General features: G+C 72.3%; 22 protein-coding genes. 6 read left to right on the top strand and 16 right to left on the bottom strand.

Annotation, left to right across the window (positions count from 1 at the left end; translation table 11 throughout):
• Positions 1-28: 28 nt before the first annotated feature.
• Genes ACFYS8_RS30560 through ACFYS8_RS30575 form a run of 4 tightly spaced genes read right to left on the bottom strand, consistent with a single transcriptional unit; the run spans position 29 to position 2,266 of the window.
• Complete coding sequence (locus ACFYS8_RS30560) at positions 29-526, bottom strand: hypothetical protein (RefSeq protein ID WP_387647130.1); 498 nt, start codon at positions 524-526, stop codon at positions 29-31.
• A 57-nt stretch (positions 527-583) separates the two neighbouring features.
• Complete coding sequence (locus tag ACFYS8_RS30565; protein WP_387647132.1) at positions 584-943, bottom strand: hypothetical protein; 360 nt, start codon at positions 941-943, stop codon at positions 584-586.
• Positions 944-983: 40 nt separating this feature from the next.
• Positions 984-1,640 carry a hypothetical protein gene (locus ACFYS8_RS30570; protein WP_387647135.1) on the bottom strand — a complete coding sequence of 219 codons (657 nt, stop codon included), beginning with the start codon at positions 1,638-1,640 and terminating at the stop codon, positions 984-986.
• Positions 1,637-2,266 carry a hypothetical protein gene (locus ACFYS8_RS30575; RefSeq protein WP_387647214.1) on the bottom strand — a complete coding sequence of 210 codons (630 nt, stop codon included), beginning with the start codon at positions 2,264-2,266 and terminating at the stop codon, positions 1,637-1,639. Before ACFYS8_RS30575 ends, ACFYS8_RS30570 begins: the two co-directional genes overlap by 4 nt.
• A 347-nt stretch (positions 2,267-2,613) precedes the next feature.
• Here ACFYS8_RS30575 and ACFYS8_RS30580 point away from each other — a divergent pair, with 347 nt between their 5' ends.
• Together ACFYS8_RS30580 and ACFYS8_RS30585 are read left to right on the top strand one after the other, a co-directional pair.
• Positions 2,614-2,895 carry a hypothetical protein gene (locus ACFYS8_RS30580; protein WP_387647137.1) on the top strand — a complete coding sequence of 94 codons (282 nt, stop codon included), beginning with the start codon at positions 2,614-2,616 and terminating at the stop codon, positions 2,893-2,895.
• 227 nt (positions 2,896-3,122) lie between these two features.
• Positions 3,123-3,764, top strand: coding sequence for a carbonic anhydrase (locus ACFYS8_RS30585; protein WP_387647140.1), 642 nt, complete (start codon positions 3,123-3,125; stop codon positions 3,762-3,764).
• 54 nt (positions 3,765-3,818) lie between these two features.
• Here the strand turns inward: ACFYS8_RS30585 and ACFYS8_RS30590 are convergent, their stop codons facing one another.
• The 5 genes from ACFYS8_RS30590 to ACFYS8_RS30610 form a co-directional block, all read right to left on the bottom strand.
• Positions 3,819-4,175, bottom strand: a complete 357-nt coding sequence (locus ACFYS8_RS30590; protein WP_387647143.1) for a Pycsar system effector family protein — start codon at positions 4,173-4,175, stop codon at positions 3,819-3,821.
• Positions 4,176-4,383: 208 nt separating this feature from the next.
• Positions 4,384-5,340 (bottom strand): hypothetical protein, encoded by a 957-nt coding sequence (locus ACFYS8_RS30595; RefSeq protein ID WP_387647146.1) that lies wholly within the window; start codon positions 5,338-5,340, stop codon positions 4,384-4,386.
• Positions 5,330-7,489: a hypothetical protein gene (locus ACFYS8_RS30600; protein ID WP_387647148.1), complete on the bottom strand. Its 2,160-nt coding sequence runs from the start codon at positions 7,487-7,489 to the stop codon at positions 5,330-5,332. The genes ACFYS8_RS30595 and ACFYS8_RS30600 overlap by 11 nt, the downstream gene beginning before the upstream one ends.
• Positions 7,486-8,511, bottom strand: a complete 1,026-nt coding sequence (locus ACFYS8_RS30605) for a hypothetical protein (protein ID WP_387647217.1) — start codon at positions 8,509-8,511, stop codon at positions 7,486-7,488. The genes ACFYS8_RS30600 and ACFYS8_RS30605 overlap by 4 nt, the downstream gene beginning before the upstream one ends.
• 168 nt (positions 8,512-8,679) lie before the next feature.
• The gene (locus ACFYS8_RS30610; RefSeq protein WP_387647150.1) at positions 8,680-9,360 is read right to left on the bottom strand and encodes a Crp/Fnr family transcriptional regulator; all 681 of its coding nucleotides are present in this window, start codon (positions 9,358-9,360) and stop codon (positions 8,680-8,682) included.
• A gap of 356 nt (positions 9,361-9,716) precedes the next feature.
• On the opposite strand from ACFYS8_RS30610, the gene ACFYS8_RS30615 reads away from it, so the two are divergent.
• Complete coding sequence (locus tag ACFYS8_RS30615; RefSeq protein ID WP_387647153.1) at positions 9,717-9,977, top strand: hypothetical protein; 261 nt, start codon at positions 9,717-9,719, stop codon at positions 9,975-9,977.
• 75 nt (positions 9,978-10,052) lie between these two features.
• Here ACFYS8_RS30615 and ACFYS8_RS30620 read toward each other — a convergent pair whose 3' ends face one another.
• Complete coding sequence (locus tag ACFYS8_RS30620) at positions 10,053-11,633, bottom strand: MFS transporter (protein ID WP_387647155.1); 1,581 nt, start codon at positions 11,631-11,633, stop codon at positions 10,053-10,055.
• 141 nt (positions 11,634-11,774) lie between these two features.
• Between ACFYS8_RS30620 and ACFYS8_RS30625 the strand changes: the two genes are divergently transcribed.
• On the top strand, positions 11,775-12,122 hold the full coding sequence (locus tag ACFYS8_RS30625; RefSeq protein ID WP_387647157.1) for an ArsR/SmtB family transcription factor: 348 nt from the start codon (positions 11,775-11,777) through the stop codon (positions 12,120-12,122).
• A gap of 135 nt (positions 12,123-12,257) precedes the next feature.
• On the top strand, positions 12,258-13,394 hold the full coding sequence (locus tag ACFYS8_RS30630) for an alpha/beta hydrolase family protein (RefSeq protein ID WP_387647160.1): 1,137 nt from the start codon (positions 12,258-12,260) through the stop codon (positions 13,392-13,394).
• A 10-nt stretch (positions 13,395-13,404) separates the two neighbouring features.
• On the opposite strand, the gene ACFYS8_RS30635 is transcribed toward ACFYS8_RS30630, so the two are convergent.
• The 3 genes from ACFYS8_RS30635 to ACFYS8_RS30645 all read right to left on the bottom strand — a co-directional run bounded on the left by ACFYS8_RS30635 (position 13,405) and on the right by ACFYS8_RS30645 (position 15,674).
• Positions 13,405-13,971: a dihydrofolate reductase family protein gene (locus tag ACFYS8_RS30635; RefSeq protein WP_387647162.1), complete on the bottom strand. Its 567-nt coding sequence runs from the start codon at positions 13,969-13,971 to the stop codon at positions 13,405-13,407.
• Between the two features lie 93 nt (positions 13,972-14,064).
• Positions 14,065-15,324, bottom strand: a complete 1,260-nt coding sequence (locus ACFYS8_RS30640) for an RNA polymerase sigma factor (protein WP_387647165.1) — start codon at positions 15,322-15,324, stop codon at positions 14,065-14,067.
• Positions 15,321-15,674, bottom strand: a complete 354-nt coding sequence (locus ACFYS8_RS30645; protein WP_387647167.1) for a YciI family protein — start codon at positions 15,672-15,674, stop codon at positions 15,321-15,323. Before ACFYS8_RS30645 ends, ACFYS8_RS30640 begins: the two co-directional genes overlap by 4 nt.
• A gap of 222 nt (positions 15,675-15,896) precedes the next feature.
• Here ACFYS8_RS30645 and ACFYS8_RS30650 point away from each other — a divergent pair, with 222 nt between their 5' ends.
• On the top strand, positions 15,897-17,066 hold the full coding sequence (locus tag ACFYS8_RS30650; RefSeq protein ID WP_387647169.1) for an alpha/beta hydrolase family protein: 1,170 nt from the start codon (positions 15,897-15,899) through the stop codon (positions 17,064-17,066).
• On the opposite strand, the gene ACFYS8_RS30655 is transcribed toward ACFYS8_RS30650, so the two are convergent.
• From ACFYS8_RS30655 to ACFYS8_RS30665, 3 genes are read right to left on the bottom strand one after another with little or no spacing between them, the layout of a single operon-like run.
• On the bottom strand, positions 17,050-18,366 hold the full coding sequence (locus ACFYS8_RS30655; RefSeq protein ID WP_387647172.1) for an ATP-binding protein: 1,317 nt from the start codon (positions 18,364-18,366) through the stop codon (positions 17,050-17,052). The genes ACFYS8_RS30650 and ACFYS8_RS30655 overlap by 17 nt on opposite strands.
• Positions 18,366-19,082: a response regulator transcription factor gene (locus tag ACFYS8_RS30660; RefSeq protein WP_387647175.1), complete on the bottom strand. Its 717-nt coding sequence runs from the start codon at positions 19,080-19,082 to the stop codon at positions 18,366-18,368. The genes ACFYS8_RS30655 and ACFYS8_RS30660 overlap by 1 nt, the downstream gene beginning before the upstream one ends.
• A 52-nt stretch (positions 19,083-19,134) precedes the next feature.
• Complete coding sequence (locus tag ACFYS8_RS30665; protein WP_387647177.1) at positions 19,135-20,724, bottom strand: alpha/beta hydrolase; 1,590 nt, start codon at positions 20,722-20,724, stop codon at positions 19,135-19,137.
• Positions 20,725-20,849 lie beyond the last annotated feature (125 nt).

The raw sequence follows: 20,849 nt of genomic DNA on the forward strand, positions 1-20,849 counted from the left end.
CGTCCCCGCACCGCCGTTCAGGCATGCCCTAGCTGAGTATCAGGTTCTCGCCAGGACCGAACCTGAGGCCCATGGCCTTGACCAGGGCGAATATCAAGTCCTCAGCAAACGGGTCGCTCTCCGCGACCAGGGCAGCCCGAACGGCGGCCGGATCGGGCCGCAGCCCGGCCCCCTCCGCCCAGGCCACGGCCTTGCGGCCGACCTCGTCGGGCTCGCCGATCCACCACTCGGGGACCTGGTGATCCCGCGCCATTTCCGGAGACAGCACACCGCGCCAACCCAGGTCGGCCAGACCCTTGGCCTCCACCCAGGCGAGGTCGCTGTCGTGGACGTGCATCTCAAGCACCGGACCCCCCGTCTCCGCGACGATCGCGTCCGGAGTCTTGTCGTCCGTGTGCATCTGAAGGATCTGCCACGCCCCGTCCGTGGCCAACCAGTAGAGCGGCGCACCCGCTGCCCGAACCGATGCCAACTCGTTCAACGGCCGGTCGACCCGCGCCACGACAAAAGATCCCGAGAACCCCATGGGCCGAGACCGTAACCCCGCCCGCCAACACCCGCCCCGGCCATATACCCGGCATGACTACCAGACGACGATCCCGCCGCCCACCGACTTGGCCCGGCGCGCGGCAACGACGATGTTGTCGAACCGCTCGGCGACGTAGTCGGCGTCGTAACCGCCCTGCGCGGCCAGCTGGTCGAGATGCGGGCGGACGAGGTCGCACTCGGCGAGGAACTCGTCGATCTCGTCCGGCTCCGCGTAGAGGTCGTAGCCGTCGAGCCGCGGGAAGAACCGGGCGCCCAGGTCCCGCATCGCCTCGGATCCCCAGAGCCGCTTCCGGGTGCTCTCGAAACCGGCCAGGGTCTTGCCGTACGCGGGGTCCTCCAGGAAGTCGCATCCGCCGTCGGCGGCGCGGAGGAAGGTGTGTACGAGGAGACTCACGGGTCAGTTCCTGTCGTTCGGGGTGCGGGGGACGCGTGCATCAGCTCGCGGGCCAGTGCGGGTTGGGCCTGCCATCATCGCCCATGTGCGCCCGCCGCCAGATCGCGGGCCAGCTGTTCGTGACCGTGGGCTCGAGCGGGTGCCACCGCCCGCACGGGCATGGTGCCGTCACCCACGAGCAACGGGCGCACAGCTCGATCCAGCCGTGCCCGGTCGCGTGCGATGTCGGCGCGCCCTCGTCCCCGCAGGCCGGGCAGCCGGGGAGTTCGGCGCCGTCGAGGAGCGCGTTCTGGCGCCGGACGTACGCGGCCAGGTGCAGCGACGGGTGGCGGAACGGGTCGTCGCACCAGACGCGCTCCGGCCAATTCTCCGACCCGTTCCACAGCCACCACGGCCGGGGGTTCGGTACGGCCCGCCGCCCGGCCCGCTTCTCCGCGCGGCGTTGCTCTGCGAACTGCTCCGCCCGCTCGCGCCACAGCAGCCTGGCCTCGTGCAGTTCCTCCACTGCCCGCAGCAGCGAGTCTGGGTCCGCCTCCAGGCGCCGGGGGATGCGGGCGCTGAGGGTGAGGTGGTGGTAGGTCGCACGGAAGCCGTAGGGGGCGAATTCGGTGACGCAGGTGCGCAGCGCGCTGTGCCGCCGGTGGACGGGGAGCCGGTCGTCGTGCACGCGGGCCCGGTGGGTCCGGAAGCTGGTCATTCGGCGAGCTCCAGGTCCTGGTCCAGGTCCAGCGCTCGAGACAGGGCGGCGGTGACAGCGGCGGCGTGGGTCGGCAGGTGCTGCTCGGCCCAGGCTGCGGCAAGCCCGAGGAAGTCCCGCAGGTCCTGCTCGGCGCCGGCGACGAGTGCGCGTACCTCGTCCACCGGCAGTTCGATCACCGGGCCGGCGCTCTCGGCCTCGGCGTCGAGCGTCAGCCGGACGGTGCCGCCAACGCGTTCGGCCAGCGGGGACGGGTCGTGGCCGAAGGTGGCGCTGCCCCCGACCTCCAGCGCGTCCAGCCAGTCCCGCCAGGTCTCCAGCCCGTTGCAGCAGCCGGGCTCGAAAACGGTGCCGGTCGCGGTGTCGGTCAACCGGAGGCCGCCGGCGGCGAACAGGTCCGGCATGGTGAGCAGCCCGTTCAGGAACATACCGAGCGGATCGGTCGGGCACGGCCCGTGCTCTTCCTCCGGCTCGAAGTCGTTGCAGTCGGCGATCCGCTTGACTGCCGTGCCGACCTCCGCCGGCGTCAACTTCCCGTTCAGTGCCAGGACCCCGTACGGCTCGTGGTTGCCGACTGGCCAGAGCGTGAAGTCGTCGTCGGCGAAGATCTCCAGAACGGGCTGCATGATGATCACACGGGGATGATGCCGGACCCGATTGCCACCTCGCCACGGAGTTCCGCGCTCGACGCTCGACGCTCGGCCGCCGGACGGCGAAGCGGCCCGACGGCGAAGCGGCCCGACGGGGCGGCGGCCCGACGGGGCGGCCTCGCCGAGGAGTTGGCGCAGCTCGGCCCGGCATCCCGAGCGGCCCTCCCTCGCTGCCGAGGGCACGCCACCGCGCCGCGAGTCCGATTCCAGCCATCCTCCGGCGCCGATTGGTACATACCATTGACGCGCTCAACTCAACCCGGGCAAGATCCCTCCCGGCCCACCCACGGCCGCCCCGAACCTCCCTACCCAGAGGAGCCCCCGTGCCCGTCCGCCGCGCCGCCAAGGCCATGTCCGTTCTCGCCCTCGGGGGTGCGCTGGTGGCCGGAATGACCGGCACCGCCTCCGCCGCGGGGATCGCCGACCTGACGGGCATGGGCTGCCCGGACTACTACACCAACTACTACGGCAACGGCGGGTTCGTGCAGACCCTGGCGTACACGTTCACCGGCGGCAACGGGGCCCGGTACGGCCACTACAACGTGGTGTTCCGCAACAACTACGGCGAGACCAACGAGGGCTACCGCGAGTACCGCTGCTACTGAGCGGTGCCGGCCCGGTGCATCGTCAACGCGCTCGCGGGGCGGTCGGCGGGATCGATGGTGTCCGCACCAACGGCGCAGTTCCTGCATAATTATCGCCGCCGCCACACCGATATCCGAACGATTCCGGCCATTTTCGACCGGTTCGTCCCGTTCCGTGAGCGGCTCCGGCGCGTCCAGGAGGTGGCCCGGACGAGCCTGCCCCTAGCCGGGGGACGTAGTCTGCGGGCATGACAGACGCCGCGAACCTCACTCCCCGGGAAGCCTTCGAGATGCTGCTGGCGGGCAATGGCAGGTTCGTCGCCGGTAGCCCCTACCACCCGAACCAGGATGCGGCCCGCCGCACCCAGACGGCGCCGGCGCAGGCACCGTTCGCGGTGCTGTTCGGCTGCTCCGACTCCCGACTCGCCGCCGAGATCATCTTCGACCAGGGCCTCGGTGACCTGTTCGTGGTCCGCACCGCCGGCCACGTGCTCGGTCCCGAGGTGCTCGGCAGCATCGAATACGGCGTGAGCCTGCTGGGCACCCCGCTGGTCGTGGTCCTCGGCCACGACTCCTGCGGCGCCGTCGCCGCCACCCGCGAGGCGGTCGCCGCCGGCGCCACCGGCGAGGGCTTCGTCCGCGACGTGATCGAACGGGTCACCCCGAGCGTGCTCGCCGCGAACGCCGCCGGACACACCGACAACTCCCACTTCATCAACGAGCACATAAGGCACACCGTCGCCCTGCTGATGGAGCGCTCGCGCATCCTCTCCGACGCGGTCGACGCCGGACGCACCGCCGTCGTCGGCCTCTCCTACCGCCTGGTGGACGGCACCGCCCACCTGGTCACCACCCGCGGCCTCGACCTCCCGGCCCCCGCCGCCGCCTGACCACCCCGGCACCCACCCGCAGCCCCGGCCCGACCAGGCCGGGGCTGCGGCGTGTCAGACCGGCCGCAGCACCGCGCCGAACTGCATCAGGGCGAGCAGCAGCAGCGTCGTGCCCGCCTCGATCCAGCGGTACTTCGAACGGATGATCGCACTGGTCCCGATCAGCGAGGACAGCAATGCCCGCCCCGGATCCCGCCCGGACGCCTCGAACTCGCCGCCCAGCCGCTCGGCGCCGTCCGCCGCGGTGATGTGCTCGAAGTAGCCGGGCGCGCCGGTCGCCCTGGACCGCCCCCGGCGGCGGCGCGGCACGATCGCGGCGACGAAGCACGCAACGGCCAGCAGCGCACTCATCGCCGTCGTCCACCACAGCAGGTGCGCGGGCCAGGACCCGCCACCGCCGTCGCGGCTCAACGGGAGGAACGCCCCGAACGCCGCACCCGTGAAGCCAGCAGCACCGCGGCCTTCGCGTCGGCCCGGCCGAGCTCGGCGCTGTTGGCCGCCGCCAGCCGTTCCATGGCTGCCACCGCCCGTGCGCTGCGCGACGCCGGCCCCACGTGCGCGCCATCCCGCCGCCGGCGCAACGCCGCCGCGGTCGTGCGATGCCGGACGGGTAACCGCATCACCGCGCCACCCCGTTCAGCCGGTCACCGGCCACCCGGCCGTTCAGGCCGCCGCCGGTCCAGTCGTGGCCGGGTGGCGGCGTCTGCGGAGCGGGTGGCGGCGTCGGGCCGGGGACGCGGCGGCCGAGTGCGGACAGCCGGTCGTGCAGCAGCAGGGAGAGCTCGTCCTGCTCCTGCTGCGGCAGTTTGCCGAGCAGGCCCGCCAGTTGGTCCTGCCAGGTCGTCTCGCCGCGAATCAGGTCGGCGTGGCCGACCGCCCAGTCCAGCACCTGGCTGACCTGCTCCGGATGGCGCACCAGCCAGAGCGCGGCGAGCGAGACGGGGCCCTCCTGGACGGCCTGCTTGCAGAACTCGTACTCCTCCCGGCTGTCGGTCCACGGGTACGGCGCACCCGCCTCCGCCGGTTCGCCGAGCCGCAGTTCCTCCGCGTCCTCACGGGTGGAGACGTCCGTGACGCGGTACACCAGGCCGTGATCGGGCAGGCGGCGCGGCCCGCCAAGGTACTGGAGCAGGACGTCGGCGGTGACCCGCCTCCCGAGGGCGGCGTACTCGTCACCGATGTGGCCCAGGCACCGTTCCAGCTCCTTGCGCACCGGATGCCAGCCGTACAGCGTGCCACTGCGCACCACCTGCGCGGCATCGTCCGCCCACCACAGCACCCGGACGTCGGTCGACCTGGTGCCGCGACCGGTCGGCAGACCGACGGTGCGGGAGCCGACGCGCTGGTCGAGGTCGACGTGGAACGCCTGGTCGTAGTCGCGCAGGCGCAGCCGGGCGGCCGGGAACTTGCCGAGGGCCGGGCCGCTCGGGTCGGCCCCGGCCCGGTGGAAGCCGCCGCTGCGGTCACGCAGGACCAGCGCCCGGTTGCGCGGCGCGGACCAGCGGTGGCGTAGCACCTCCCGCCACAGGGCGCGCGGGGCCCGGACGTACAGCGGTGCGTCGTTCTCAGTGGACATCGGATCCTCCGTCCGGTGATGCGGGATAACTGCCGTTGGCCGCTTGGCGGTTGGTGCGCGGAGTTCCGCGGCGCCAGTCCTCCAGGGCCTGGCGGGCGATGTGACGGCCGGCCAGGTCGCCGTCGTAGCGGTCGATCTCGACGAACAGGGCGAAGACGCCGTGCCGCATGTCCTGGGCGAGGGCGGACAGCAGGGCCTCGACCGCCGGCCGGAACTCCTCGTCCCAAACAGCGGTGCGACACCAGTAGAGCAGGGCGAAGCAGATGGTGCGGAAGTGGCGCTCGTCATCGAGGAGTTGGCGGACCAGGGCGAGGACGGTGGCGGTGTGCTCGGTGACGGTGGTCAGATGCCGCTGGAACCAGGAATCGTCGCAGTACATCAGGCTGGGGAAGACCCACAGGAGGAGATCCGCGTCACCACCGGGCCGCTCGGCCCAAGTGGTGAGGGCGCGAAACACGAGTTCCTCGTTGCCAGCCGCGAAGAGCGCGGACAACGCCCTGCCCACTTCGCCCGCCACACCGGCCTCGTCGCCGTCCCGGCCCCGGTAGCAGCGGTGCAGCATGGTGAGCGCCACCTCCGGCCGGGCGAGACCGAAGTCCGTTCCGCAGGCTCGGGCGACCGTCCAGCGCCGGTACTTGCCGGCCTGGTAACTCCACTGATCCAGACGGTACTTGACCTCACTGGCGAGCACCGGTTCCTGCGCGGCGATGCCGAGCGCGTAGGCGGCGGCGCTCCGACTGCGGGCCCGGTCCGAGTCGGCCAGTGTCTCGATGTGGCGCAGCGCCCGCCGGCCGCCGCCCCAGCTGGCGGCCAGGCCCATCACCCGGCCGACCCGCTCGGCGAGGTCGCTGTCCCTGCCGGGGATGGTGTCCATCCACTCGGTGAGCAGTTCGGACGACCCGCCGTACTGCCGCCACAGGTGACGCAGCACGGTCTCGCTCTGTCGGTGCCGGGTGAAGTGCACTGGTTCTACCGTGTAGTTGAAGCCGGAGGTGTTGCGGATCTCCGGCGGCCCGCACTCGGCGCGCACCATCCTGAGGAGCTCTTCGAGCGGGCGGCGCAGCACGAACTTCGGGTTGGGACGGGTGCTGCGCTTGGCACCTTCGTCCTCGCCGGTCAGGACGGCGTCGAGTCGCCCGTCGGCCAGGGCCACGAGCCGCCTGGCCTCGTCCTGGACGATCCGGTGATCGAGCCCTTCGAGGACGCTGATGGCCAGCAGGAGTGCCAGGCCGTCGGGGTCGTTGCGGAGCCGGTCGAGCAGTTCCGGCACCTCGTCCTCGGCGAGGTAGCTGAGGCGCTCGCGCAGCGCCTCGGGGTCAGGGCCGTCGTCCCCGCCGGCGGCCACTTCGGCGACCAGTTCGGCGACCTGACTGGGCGTCAGCTCGCTGGTCAGTAGCGGCCTGAACCGGTCCTCCAAACGGTTGCGGCGCTGCTCGGACGGGACGGTGGCGGCCAGGCGGGCGTTGAAGACCTTGCTGGGTGTGGGCGGCGTGCAGCGGATCGGCTCGACGTGCAGCTCGCGGGTGAGGCTGCGGAGCCTGCTCGGCTCGTTGGGCAGGACGATCACCATGCAGGCGCCGGCGTCCTTGAGCTTGGCGCGCAGGTTCGCCAACACCGCGGGCCCGAAGGACTGTTGAGGCAGTAGGCCGTTCACCAGGTAGCCCCGCACCTTGGTGTGGGTGGGCCGCCAGGAGGACAGGTCCACGCCGCTGTCGAGAGCGCGCAGGTCCAGGCTGTGGCCGCTGTGCCGGTACAGCAGGTTGAGCGCGGCGGTGCGGCGTCCGCTGCCGGGCTCGCCGGTCAGGAACAGGATCCGGGTGGAGAGTTCGGACAGCGCCTGCCGGAACCAGTCGGGTTCGGCGAATCCGAACCGCGCGTCGAGGATCTCCGCCTCCGTGATCGGCCCTTCGAAGGCCTCGACGCGGCGCGGCCCGGGGCCGCCGACCGATGCGCCGACGTTCTTCACCCGCTGGCCGCCGTACACGGAGCCGGTGTTGATGCTGCCGTTGGGGGCGTAGATGAACGGCTGCCCGCCCGCGAGGTGCTCCGCGAACCGGTCGGCGAACTCGTCGTCGTACATCTCCTCGTCGGGGTCGTCCGCGAAGGATTCCGCCGCCTGTTCGAGGGGTCCGGCATCGGGCGCGGTCACCGGCGCTTCTCCTTCTTGTTGCCGCGCACGGTGTCACCCTGGTTGCCGTGGACCGTACCGGCCTGGTTGCCGTTCACGGTGCCGGACTTGTTACCGCCGACGTAGTCACCGGCGATGCCGAGGCGGTCGCCGCCGATCCTGTCCCCGCCGAACCGGTCCCCGCCGATGCTGTCGCGGCCGGTGTTGGTGACGCTCTGACCGCCGTGCACGGTACCGGAGTTGATGATGCCCCGGTCGGCCCGCTGGGTGACGTGGGACCGCGCGGGCCGACCGACGCCCCGCTCGTCGGTGTCCGCGGCGGACTTCGCGGATTCGTGTTCGTCGACGACGCGGTCGCCGAGGATGCGGCGGTCGTAGAGGTTGCCGGAGGGCATCGGGACGTACAGCCAGGCGCGCTGGTCGAAGCGCTTGCCCTCGACGGTGGCGGGGACCTCGACGAAGTGGTCGGGGTGGCGGCCGGTGTAGCCGGAGGCGACGGCGTCCTGGTAGCAGCGGTCGGAGAGGATCGCGGCGACGTGGGTGATGCTTTCGCTGGACGCGGCCAACATCGCCTTGACGGGGCGGGAGTCGAGCAGCCGGTGGGTGTCGTTGCGCGGGGTGCCGTTGCCGTCGAACTCGTCGCCGGTGTCGGGCAGCGGGCCGATGTGCAGGCTGACCCGGAGCCGGGTGCGGACGGCGCCGGCCGAGTGGACGTTGAACTCGGTCAGCACGTCCTGCAGGGTGTGCAGCCAGGGGTGGATCAGGAACGGCATCCAGGCCGGGTCGAAGCCGAAGATGTAGCCGTCGCCGGTGGACGCGGGGAACCGCCGGTCGTCCCAGACGTGGGCCAGGCCGGCCCGTTCGAAGGAGCGCTCCAGCAGTTCCGGCACGGCCCGGCTGATCACCCCGTGCTCGATCGCGGGGTACCCGGTGAAGTCCTTGGCGTCGACGGCCACGAGCCCCCGGTAGGGCGGCAGTTGGCGGCTGCGACTGTGCGGCAGGGCACTGGCCTGCGGCAGCGGCCGGTCGTACGGGCGGCGCATCGGCTCGTGCTCGTCGTACTGGTCGTACTGGTCGTACTGGGTCATGGCGGCACCTCGGAATCTTCTTGTGCGGACGAAGCGCCTCCAGCTTCCCGAGTTCGCGCGAGGCGGTGTGCTCGCGCAGTGCGAAAGGAGAGTGACGGGCGTCACAGCATGGCTGACGGCTGGTCAATGCCGTGGGGCCGCACGGCGCAGCGCGGGCAGGTCGGTGAGCAGGACGCGCTTCCGGGCGCTCTGCACGCCGAGCGGGGCGAGTTCACCCAGGCCGGTGCTGACGGTGTTCCGGGAGACGCCGAGGTGCTGGGCCAACTCCTCGCGGGTGAGGGCGAGTTCGACGGGTCCGCCGGGCGGTGCGGCGGAGAGGTCGGCGAGGGTGAGCAGGGCGGCGGCGAGGCGGGGCAGTATGTCACCGCCGGCCCGGGCGAGGTCGGACTCGCGCAGGCGGGCGAGGGCGTAGCGGACCAGGACGGGGTACAGGTTCTGGGCGGCGACGATGTGCAGGAACGTCGGTTTGGCGAGGACGGCGACCGTGCAGTCGGTGATCGAGAGCACGTTCGCCGACCGGGTACCGCCGTCGAGGACGGCCACTTCGCCGAGCAGTTCGCCGGGCCCGCGAAACGCCAACAGGGTGAGTTCGCCGCTGTGTTCGCGCCGCAGCACCTTCGCGACGCCGCCGAGCAGCGCCAGGACGTGCTGCCCCGTTTCGCCCTGCCTGAGCAGCGTGGAACCGATGGGGTGGCGGCGCACCAGTGCGCCGTCGAGCATCGCCGTCCAGGCGGGTTCGCCCAGCAGTTGGCGAAGCGTCTGGCTCTGGGTGTCGGGCGGGGGTGGCGCGGCGGTCTCGGTCACGGGAACGACCTTATGGCCGGGCGCACACTCGGCGTGGGCGGGAGCCAGGGGACCCCGTCAGCTGACTTGTCCGATGCCCGGACGTCAATGCCGGAGCCCGTCCGAGCACGGCAGGCGCCTGCGGGTGCGCGAGGGCGCGTCTTCGGCCCGCTCCGGTGTCCGCCGGGCACTCGGGGTCTTACCGGCGCGTACGTCCGCGGCGGAGAGGTCATTCGTCCAAGGAGCGCCGGCCCGCCGCCCGCCGCCCGCCGCCCTCCCCAGCAGGTCCTCCCCGGGCCTCGGCCCGCTCACCACCCGAGCCACTAGGGTTGGCGCCTCGGCCGCCGACAGCGGCGGCGATCGGTCAAGGGGGAGACATGACGAGTTACTCGATCTCGGTTCGCCTGCAGCGCACGACGGTGGAGGAGGCGTACGTCTCCGTTCCGGTCACCGACGCGGTGATGCAGGACGAGCCGGACACAGACGGGTCGCAGCACCTCGACGCGGCGAAGGTCTTCGCGGTCGCGCTCGAACTCGGCGCTGCGGCCGAGTGGTTGCCGGAGGACGGGAGCGTCGTCGTGCACCCGATCCAGAAGGCGCCCGACCACATCCAGGCGCTGCTCGACGCCCAGCGGTAGCCCCCGGGCTCGCCGCCCGCCCGGGACGTCCGGGCAGGCGGGAGCGGCGGTTTCCGCCCCGAAGTGGCCGCGGGGTCAACTGGCCGCTGCGCGCCCGGCCTTGCGGCCGCTCAGCAGCGCCACGACGAGCACGAGCAGCACCAGGCAGATACCGCCGAGCACCCACAGGACGGTGTGGAAGGCGCCGTCATAGGCGTGGACCAGGAGGTCGGTGAAGCCGGCGCGCTGCGTCTCGGCGACCTGTCCGGCGGGGCCGGAGATGTTGCCGCTCGCGACGGTCCCGGCGACGGTGGCCGGGTCACCGGCGCCGGGGTAGCCGGCGATGCCGTCCCGGGTCCTGCCGTTGATGACGGTCGCGAGCAGCGAGCCGTAGACGGCCACGGCGACGGCCTCGCTGCCGAGGCGCATGGTGTTGAGGAAGCCCGCGGCCATGCCGGCCCGTTCCGGGGCGACGAGTGCCAGGGCCTGGCCGTCGACGAGGCCGGCCGCGAGGGCGTAGCCGGTGCCGGTGATCACCATGGGCAGGGCGACCAGGCCGAGGTTGATGTCGGGTTCGAAGAGTTCGAGGCCGACGGCGCCGGCCACCAGGAGGGCCAGGCTCAGGTGGATGATGCCGATCGCGGAAACGCCCTTGGCGACGAGCTTGGCGGTGACCAGCGGGAGGACCAGCATCGGGGCGGTCAGCATCAGCATGATCGCACCGGCCGCGCCGCTGGGGTAGCCGCCGGCGGCGGTGAGGTAACTGGGCAGGTAGGTCAGCATGGTGACGAAGCCGAAGGATCCGGCCACCGGGACCAGGCAGATCGCCATGAACCGGCGGTTGGTCACGATGCTCAGGTCGAGCATCGGGTGCTCCTTGCGCTTCTCCACGGCGGCGAAGATCGCGAGCACGACGACCGTGCCGGCGAACAGGCCGAGCACGCCCGGGCCGGTCCAGCCCCACTGCGGGCCCTGCGCGATGCCGGTGGTGAGCAGCAGCATGGCGAGAACGAACAGGGCGGAGCCGAGGATGTCGATGCGCGCGCCCTGGGTGCGGGTCTCCTGAACGGCGCGGCGCATGGTCGGGACGGCGAGCAGGACCACGGCGAGCACGATCACGTGCACGGCGAACACCCAGCGCCAGCCGGCGCTCTCGATCAGCGCGCCGGACAGCGACGGGCCGAAGGAGACGCCGATGCCGGCGACGGTGCCGAAGAGCGCGAACACCCGGCCGCGGGCGGGACCTTCGAAGACGGTGGAGAGCAGCGCCGTGCCACCGGAGAAGATCGCGGCGCCGCCGATGCCGGCCAGGGCACGGGCGACGTCCAGCAGGATCACGTTGCCGGCGAGGACGCTGACCAGCGAGGCGGCCGCGTAGATCGTGGCGCCGAGCGCGAAGGCGCGGACCCGGCCGATGATGTCGGCGATGGACCCCCAGGCGAGGGTGGAGCACGCGAACGCCACGTTGAAGGCGTTGACGACCCATTGCAGGGGCACCAGGCCGGCGTCGAGGTCGGAGCCGATGTACGGCAGCGCCACGCCGGTGCCGGAGATGGACGTGGGGACGACGAAGACGGCCAGCAGGACGGCGACCAGGATCAGTGTCCGCCGCTGGTGCCCCGGGGCCCGGGGGCCGGCGTCTTCCCCGACGAGGGGGGATTCGGTCTGTGCAGCCATGGCTGGGGAAGCTCCCGTTCCGGAGGACTCCGAACCCAAGGTTCGGTCTCTATCGAACCTGAGGCTTTCAGGGAGCAGAGGTACTATGCAAATCGAACCTGCCCCACGGCGATGTCCGGCGAGCGACGGAGAGACAGAGAGATGGTCGACGCGGAAGGCCACCCGAGCCGCGACGAGATGGAGCTCGCGGCGATCCTGAACGCCCTGTCGGATCCCTTGCGGTACCGGGTCGTCCAGGAGTTCGCGGAACTGCCGGAGGGCACCGAGCGGACCTGTCTGTCCTTCGGGCTCGGGGTCTCGAAGTCCACGCTCAGCCACCACTTCCGCGTCCTGCGCGAATCCGGGCTGGTCCAGCAGATCGACCGGGGGAACAGCAGGAAGGCGCAGCTGCGCCGGGAGGACCTGGAGGCACGCTTCCCCGGGCTGCTCACCCTGATCGGCCAGAACCCGCCGCCCGGGGCGGACCCCGGCGACCGCCACCACGGCTGACGCAGTTACCGGAGGGGCCGACCAGGCCACTTCGGCCTCCTCCTGCCGGCTCACCCTCCCCTAAGGGGTGCGGCCAGGGCGCCTACCTCTCTGACATGACGTCAACTTTCCTCCTCTTTACCTACGTTGACCGCCATGAACGCACTTCGCCGCACTGCCGCCGCGGCAGCGCTGATGCTCGCCCTGCCACTGGCTGCCGCCACACCCGCGGCGGCAGCGCCCTCCGCCACAGCCGGCGTCCACCTCGGACTCCCGCGCCCCACCGGGCAGTTCGCGGTCGGCCGGGAAATCCTGCACCTGACCGACCGGAACCGCCCCGACCCGTGGGTCCCATCCGCCGGACCGCGCCAGCTGATGGTCTCCCTGTACTACCCCGCCGAACGCGGCACCGGCGACAACGCCCCCTACATGACCCCCGCGGCCGCCCGACTCCTGCTGGACGACAAACTGCCCGACCTCCGCGTCCCCACCTCGACGCTCGCGGGCGCCCGCACCTTCGCCAAGTCCGGTGCGCAGCCGCACCCGGGCCGCTTCCCGCTGGTCGTGCTCTCCCCCGGCTTCACCATGCCACGCGCCGAACTGACCAACCTGGCCGAGGACTTGACCAGCCGGGGCTACGTCGTCGCGCTGATCGACCACACCTACGAGAACACCGGCACCACCTTCCCCGACGGCCACACCACCACCTGCGTCCCGTGCGACACACTGACCCCCGACTCGGACTGGGCGGGCATCGTCGCCAACCGCGCCAAGGACACCTCCTTCGTCCTCGACCAACTCACCACCCGCCCCCGCTACGCCCACCTCATCGACCACACCCGCATCGGCATGGCCGGCCACTCCAGCGGCGGCGCCGCGACCGTCCCCGCCCTGCTCTCCGACCCCCGCATCCGGGGCGGCGTGGACCTCGACGGCAGCATGGACTACCCCGTCCCCGCCACCGGCCTCCAGGGCAAGCCGTTCCTGCTGATCGGCAACTCCGCGGACGGCCAGGAGGACCCCAGCTGGACAACCGGCTGGCCCCGCCTCGACGGCTGGAAGCGCTGGCTCACCCTCAACGGCTCCGACCACAACACCTTCACCGACTACTCACTCTTCTTCGAACAACTCGGCCTCCCCCACGAGCCCGGCGCCACCATCGACCCCACCCGCGGCCTCCAACTGACCCGCCAGTACGTCGCGGCGTTCTTCGACCTCCACCTGAAGGACCTCCCCCAGCCCCTCCTCGACGGCCCGGCCGCCGCCAACCCGGAGATCGCCTTCCACCTGTAACGGCAAGAGCTCAGCGCCTCGTCCCGTACCTGGTCAGGACCACGCCGCCGGGAAACGTCCGTGTCTCCAGCAGGTTCAGGTTCACCCAGCTGTCCAGCGCGGTGAAGAACGGCGTGCCGCCTCCCACCAGGACCGGGTGGGTGGCGATCACGTACTCGTCGATCAGGCCGGCGCGCATGGCCGCGCCGGCGAGTGTGGCGCCGCCGATGTTCATGGGGCGGCCGTCCTCGGCCTTGAGGCGGGTGATCTCGGCGATCGCGTCGCCGGTGACCAGGCGGGTGTTCCAGTCGACCTCGTGGATGGTCGAGGAGAACACCACCTTCGGCGTGTCCCGCCAGTTCCGCGCGAACTCGATCTCCGCCGGGGTGGCGCCCGGCCGCTGGTCGCCGGTCGGCCAGAAGGAGCTCATCGTCTGCCACAGTTTGCGGCCGTACAGCGTCAGGCCGCTCGCCCGCTCGTGGTCGAGCCACCACTGGAACAGTTCGCGGCTCGGCGGTCCGCTCCAGCCGATGTCGTCGTGCGCCGCGGCGATGTAGCCGTCCAGGGTCAGGTTCATGGCGTAGATCAGTTTCCGCACAGCCCGGCCTTCCGTCCGTACTCGTACTCGTACTCGTGTGCAGGGTCTCGCGCCGACGGGCACACCACCACCTGCGTCGCGCGGGCCCGGAGGTCAGCTTCCACCGGTGAGTTCCGCGAGTCTGCGGGCGAGCGTGGCCCGCTCCGGTTCGTTGCCGGCGTCGGCGAGGGCGAGGGCGGCCCGGTAGGCGGCGGCTGCTTCGGTGGTGCGGCCGAGCCTGCGCAGGAGGTCGGCGCGGGCGGCGGGGAGCAGGTGGTAGCCGGGGAGTTGACCGCTCTCGGTGAGGTCGTCCAGCAGGGTGAGTCCGGCCTCGTAGCCGTCGCACATGGCGATGGCGACGGCCCGGTTGAGTGCGACCAGAGGCGACGGTTCGAGCTCGAGCAGCACGTCGTAGAGCGCGACGATCTGCGGCCAGTCGGTGGTCTCGAAGTCGCCCGCCTCGTCGTGCAGCGCCGCGATCGCCGCCTGCACGGCGTACGGTCCGACGCCCGGCCCGGTCAGGGCGGGGACGAGGAGCCGCTGTCCCTCGGCAATCAGGCCGGTGTCCCATAGGGCACGGTCCTGCTCGTCGAGGAGTACCTGGTTGCCCGCCGCGTCGGTCCGGGCCGCGCGGCGGGCGTCGGTGAGCAGGAGCAGCGCGAGCAGGCCGGTCACTTCGCGTTCGCGGGGCAGCAGTTGGTGCAGGATGCGGGCGAGTCGGATGGCTTCGTCGGCGAGGCCGGGGCGGAGCAGGTCGGTGCCGGAGCTGGCGGCGTAGCCCTCGGTGAAGACGAGGTAGACGACCCGCAGGACGCTGGGGAGCCGGGCGGGCAGTTCGTCCGGGCCGGGGACGCGGAACGGGATGCGGGTGCTGCGGATCTTGCTCTTCGCGCGGACGATGCGCTGGGCCATGGTCGCGGTGGGGACCAGGAAGGCGCGGGCGACCTCGGCGGTGGTGAGGCCCGCGAGGAAGCGCAGTGTGAGCGCGGTGCGGGCCTCGGGCGAGAGCGCGGGGTGGCAGCAGGTGAAGAACAGTTGCAGCCGCTCGTCGGGGATGTCGTCGAACCCCGGCCCGGCAGGGGGAACGGCCGCCCGGTCGCTCTCCACCTGGAGTTCCGCCAGCCGCTGCGCGTACGTGCGGTCGCGCCGGATCCGATCGATGGCCTTGCGGCGTGCGGTGGTGAGCAGCCAGGCCAGTGGCTTGTCCGGCACGCCGTCGATCGGCCACCGCTGGAGTGCGGCCTCGATGGCCTCGGAGGCGGTCTCCTCGGCCAGGTCGAGGTCGCCGAATCTGGCGGCGAGCAGAGCGAGCAGCCTGCTCCGGTCTTCGCGGAACACCGCCTCCACGGAGCGGGCCGCTCGCTGCTCATTCACGACTGGTGGTGCTCCCAGACGGTGCGGACCTCGACGTTGCCGTACTTGGACCCGGGGCAGCGGGCGGCCCAGTCGAGCGCGGCGTCGAGGTCGGGGACGTCGATCAGCAGGTAGCCGCCGACGATCTCCCGGGTTTCGGCGAACGGCCCGTCGGTGACGATGCGTTCGCCGTTCACGCGGACGTGCACGCTGGTCGCGTTCGAGGTGTCGAGCGCGTTGCCGTCGAGCTTGACGCCGGCGTCGCAGATGGCCTTGTCGAACGCCATGAACTCCTCGACGGTCGGCCCGTCGGCCGGCTGCTCCTCGGTGGAGTCGGGTGCGACGGTGTTGATCAGCAGCAGGTACTTCAAGGGTGCGCTCCTCGTGCGTCGGATCGGGCTGGTTGCGCAGGTATGACGAACGACCGTAGCGAGAATCGACACCACGTCCCGGGAAATCTTGCCGCGGATCCCGGACACCTTCGAAAGACAACCCTTAGGGGCCGCGACCCGCTCCCCGCCACGCCCTCGGTGGGATCCCTTACGCCTCCGACGTGACGCCAACTCGGCCACCACCGACCTACGTTGAGCTCCATGACCCGAATCCGTCGCGCCGCCGCGGCAACCGCCCTCCTGCTCGCTCTCCCGCTGGCAGTCGCTACCGCCGCGCCCGCGCCGGCCGCACCCGCATCTGCCACCGCCACCATCCAGGCCAGCGTCCAGCTCGAACTCCCGCGCCCCACGGGGACGTTCGCGGTCGGCCGGCAGATCCTGCACCTGACCGACCAGGAACGGACCGACCCCTGGGTCCCGTCCGCCGGCCCCCGCCAACTCATGGTCTCCATGTACTACCCCGCGAAGCCGGGCACCGGCGGGCCGGCCCCGTACATGACGCCCGAGGCGGCGCGGCTGCTGCTGGACGCGAAGGTGGCCGGCAACACCATCCCCGCCGAGCTGGTCGCGGACACCCGGACGTGGTCCAGGACGGACGCGCTGCCGCAGCACGGCCGCTTCCCGCTGGTCATGCTCTCCCCCGGCTTCACCATGCCGCGCACCGAACTGACGGCGCTCGCCGAGGACTTGAGCAGCCGCGGCTACGTCGTCGCGCTGATCGACCACACATACGAGAACAGCGGGACGACGTTCCCCGACGGGCACACCACCACCTGCGTCATGTGCGGCAAGTTCGGCCCGAGGGAGGAGTGGGCGAACCTGGACGCGAGCCGGGCGAAGGACGTCGCCTTCGTCCTCGACCAGCTCACCACCCGCCCGCATCCGGCCTGGCGCTACGCCCGCCTGATCGACCGCGACCGGATCGGCATGGCCGGGCACTCGGTCGGCGGCGCGGCGACCGTCCCGACCCTGCTGAGCGACGACCGGGTCCGGGCCGGGGTCAACCTCGACGGCAGCATGGACTACGGCGTGCCCGCCACCGGCCTCAAGGGCAAGCCGTTCCTGATGATCGAGCACCAGATGGACGGCGGGAAGGACGCCAGCTGGACGGATGCCTGGAGGAACCTCGACGGCTGGAAGCGCTGGCTGACCCTGGCCGGCGCCGAGCACCACTCCTTCACCGACATCCCGCTGCTCGCCGGCCAGCTCGGCCTCCCGCACCCGCCCACCACCACGATCGCCCCCGAGCGCGGCATCCAGCTGACCCGGCAGTACGTCGCGGCGTTCTTCGACCTCCAGCTGAAGGGCATCCCGCAGCCGCTGCTCGACGGCCCGACCCCCGGCAACCCGGAGATCAGCTTTCACTCGTAGCGGGCGGCAGCCGGAAGCCGACCTCGGCGCCGCCGCCGGGGGCCGCGGTGGCGAAGACGGTGCCGCCGTCGGCGGCGACCAGGTCGTGGACGATGGCCAGGCCCAGCCCGGAGCCGGGGGTGGCCTGGGTGCCGGCGGCGCGGAAGAAGCGTTCGAAGACGGCCTGCCGTTCGCCGGGGGCGATGCCGGGTCCGTGGTCGCGCACGGACAGCCGGGTGCCGGTGATCCGGATCTCCACCGGGGTGCCGTCGGGGCTGAACTTGACGGCGTTGCCCACCAGGTTGTCGACGCAGCGTTGCAGGGCGCGCGGGCGGGCCAGCACCGGCACGGGGGCCTCGGCGGTGACGGCGATCTCGCGGCCGGTGCGGCGCTGGAACCGCCGGGCGCTGTCCTCGGCGGCGGCCGGCAGGTCGAGCGGCTCGGGGTCCTCCGCGGTCTGCCGGTCGGTGGCCAACTCGACCAGCTCGCGCACGATTTCGTCGAGTGCGACGGTCTCGTTGACCAGGGTGGCGAGGATCTGTTCCTCGTCCTCGGGGGCGAGCCGGCCGCGGGCGCGCTGGAGGAGTTCGGCGCAGCCGCGCACCGAGGTCAGCGGGGTGCGGAGTTCGTGGCTGGCGTCCTGGACCAGGCGCTGCTGCTGCTCGCGGGAGCGGCGCAGCGCGCCGACCATCGTCTCGAAGGCCCGGGTGAGGCCGCCGACCTCGTCGCGTCCGGCGGCGGGCAGCGGGGTGGCGAGGTCGCGGGTGGTGGTGATGTGTTCGGCGGCGTGGGCCAGGCGCCGTACCGGGCGCAGGATCCGGCCGATGACGAGCCAGCTGAGCAGGGCGCAGGAGACGGCCGCCGCCGTGCTGGTGACGGTGATCCGTCGCAGGAATGCCTCGTCGACCTCGGCGGCCCCGGCGTAGGTCTGGCCGACCATCACGGCTCCCTGCCCGTCGGGGCGGGCCTGGGTGAGGAGGCCGTAGGGGGTGCCGTCGACGGTGACGTCCTCCTGGTGGGAGCCCTGCCCGGTGCGGGCCACCTCCAGGGCGCGGGCCGAGACCGGCAGGGCGGGGCCGCCCGGGGTCAGCGGGCGGGCGGCGCCGTCGGCGGGCAGCAGCTGTTCGACCATGTCGGGCCGGGCGGGCGGCAGGCGGCCGAGGTCCAGGGCGTCGAGCACGGTCCGGCTCCGGTCCTGGAGGCTGCGGTCGAGCTGGTCGGCGACCAGGGCGCTGACGCCGCGGTAGGCGGCGGTGACGGGCACCGCGATCGCCAGCAGGACGGAGGCGAGGACCACGAGGCCGATCCTGGTGCGCAGCATCAGGCGGTCCTGGCGGTGTAGCCGACGTTGCGCACGGTGTGGATCAGCCGGGGTTCGCCGTTCTCCTCGGTCTTGCGCCGCAGGTAGCCGACGTAGACGTCGAGCGAGCGCGAGTCGGTGTCGAACTCGTAGCCCCAGATGCGCTGGTAGATCTGGTGGCGGGTCAGGACGGTGCCCTGGTTGCGCAGGAGCAGTTCCAGCAGGTCGAACTCGGTCTTGGTCAGGTCGAGCCGGCGGGTGCCGCGGTGGGCCAGCCGGGCAGCCGGGTCCAGGACGAGGTCGGCGAGGGCGAAGTCCGCGCTGCCGGTGCCCTCGTCCTCGGCGCGGGGCGGATCGGTGCGGCGCAGCAGGGCGCGTATGCGGGCCAGCAGTTCTTCGGTGGCGAAGGGTTTGGCGAGGTAGTCGTCGGCGCCCGCGTCCAGTCCGGCGACCCGGTCGCCGAGCTGGTGGCGGGCGGTGAGGACGAGGACGGGCAGGCGGTCGCCGCGCCGGCGCAGCATCCGGCACAGCGCGAGGCCGTCGAGGCGGGGCATGACCACGTCCACCACGGCGAGGTCGGGGCGCCGGTGTTCGAGGAGTTCCAGGGCCTCCTGGCCGTCGGCGGTGGTGAGCACCTGGTAGCCCTCGAAGCGCAGCAGGTGGTCGAGGGTGCTGCGGACGCCGGGGTCGTCCTCGACGACCAGGATGGTGCGCCGGGTGGCGGTGGAATCTGTCATGTCATCATTTTCGCTGGTGGCGGGCGTGGTTGTGCCGGTAGGGGGTGGCCGCTCAGCGCGGGACGGGGACGACGGTGACCGGCGGGATCTGCGCCAGGCAGGAGGTGTCGCCGACCTCGCCGGTGCGGATGAAGCGGCTGGAGATCTCCAGGGCGCAGCCGGTGGACTCCATCTCGGGGAGGTGTCCGCTGTTGGGTACCGAGACGAACGTGCTGTGGCGGAACTGGGCTGCGGACAGGTGGGAGTTGACCTCGGGGGTGTTGGTGTCGAGGTCTCCGGAGAGCACCAGGACGGGCACGTCGGGCACGTGCTTCAGGTCGGTCGGCTGCGGGCGGGCGGTGTTCCGGCGCGGCCAGTTCAGGCAGTTGTCCCCGCCGTCGGTCTGGCCCTCGGTCCAGCCCTTGACGCTGAACGCCCCGAAGTCGGCCGGGTCGGCGGCGGCCAGCGCGGCGCGGTACTGGCGGCGGCGCTCCGCCACCGGGGCGTCCGGGTCCCAGGCGCGGGCGTAGTCGTTGCAGGTGACGGCCAGGAACGAGGCCTGGTCCTCGGTGCCGGTGTTCGCCATCTCGTCGCGCACCAGGGCGGACAGCGGACCGTCGTCGCCCGCGGCGAAGGCGTGCAGGGCGGCGGGCAGGGCGCCGAGCAGGCCGGGCTCGCCGGGGTTCAGGCCGATGCCGCGGGTGGCCGGCTCGTACAGCAGGTCGGCGAGCTTGTCCTCGGTGAACAGCACGGTGCGCCGCTTGCCGTCGACCGGGGCGGTCACCTTCAGCGGGCGGGCGCGCAGCCGCGCGGTGACGGCGGCCAGGTCGTGCACCGCGGTGTCCGGGTCGCAGGCGCCGCTGCGCTCGCAGATCCGGCGCAGCGTCAGGTTGACCTGCTGGGCGCCGGGCCGGGCCAGCGAGTCGAAGGCGAGCGGGTAGGCGCCGGACAGCACCATCTTCTCGACCCGTTCGGGGTGGCGGTCGGCGTAGACCGGCATCAGGTAGGTGCCGTACGACAGGCCGTACAGCACCAGCTTGGGGGCGCCCAGGCGCTCGCGGGCGGCGTCGATGTCGTCGGCGGTGGCGGCGCTGGTGTAGCCGCGGGCGCGCGGGCCGAGTTCCTCGGCGCACTCGGCGACGGCCTCGCGCTGGCCGGCCCGCGGGGCCCAGCGGTACTCGGCCTCGGTGACGTCGCAGGGCAGCCGGCCGGAGCGGCCGGTGCCGCGCGGGTCGAGCAGCAGCACGTCGTAGTCGTCCAGCACGCCCTGCAGCGCGCCGGCCACCTGCTCGGCCCGGTCGATCAGGGTCTCGCCGGGGCCTCCGGGGTTGACCGCGACGGTGCCCAGCGCCGGGCCGGGGTTGCTGTGGCGCACCACGGCGTAGCTCACGTCGATGCCGCCGAGGCGGGGCTCGTCCGTGACCAGCGGGCGGCGCATGGTCGTGCAGTCGACCTGGTGCCCGGGGACGTCCGGGCACCACGCGGGCCGGCCCTGGGTGGCGGTGGAGGCCTGCGCGGCGGGCACGGCCTGCGCGGCCGGGGCGGCGGTGAGCGGCAGCGCGGCCGCCAGTACGGCCAGCGCCGCGGCCGCCAGGGTGCCGCGCCTCGCCGCTCCGTTCGTGCTGGTGCTCGCGGTCATGTCAGTGCTGGTGCTGGTCGTCATCGCCGTGCCCTCCGTACGTCCTGCGGTCGGTGTGGGCACGACTCTGCCGAGTGCCTGTCAGCCGCCCGGCAGAGCGACGGCAAAGGTATGTAAGAAGCCTTCGTTGCGTCCGGAAGCCGACGTTC

Source organism: Kitasatospora sp. NPDC004615 (genome assembly GCF_042873545.1).
In the GTDB taxonomy this organism is placed as follows: Bacteria; Actinomycetota; Actinomycetes; order Streptomycetales; family Streptomycetaceae; genus Kitasatospora.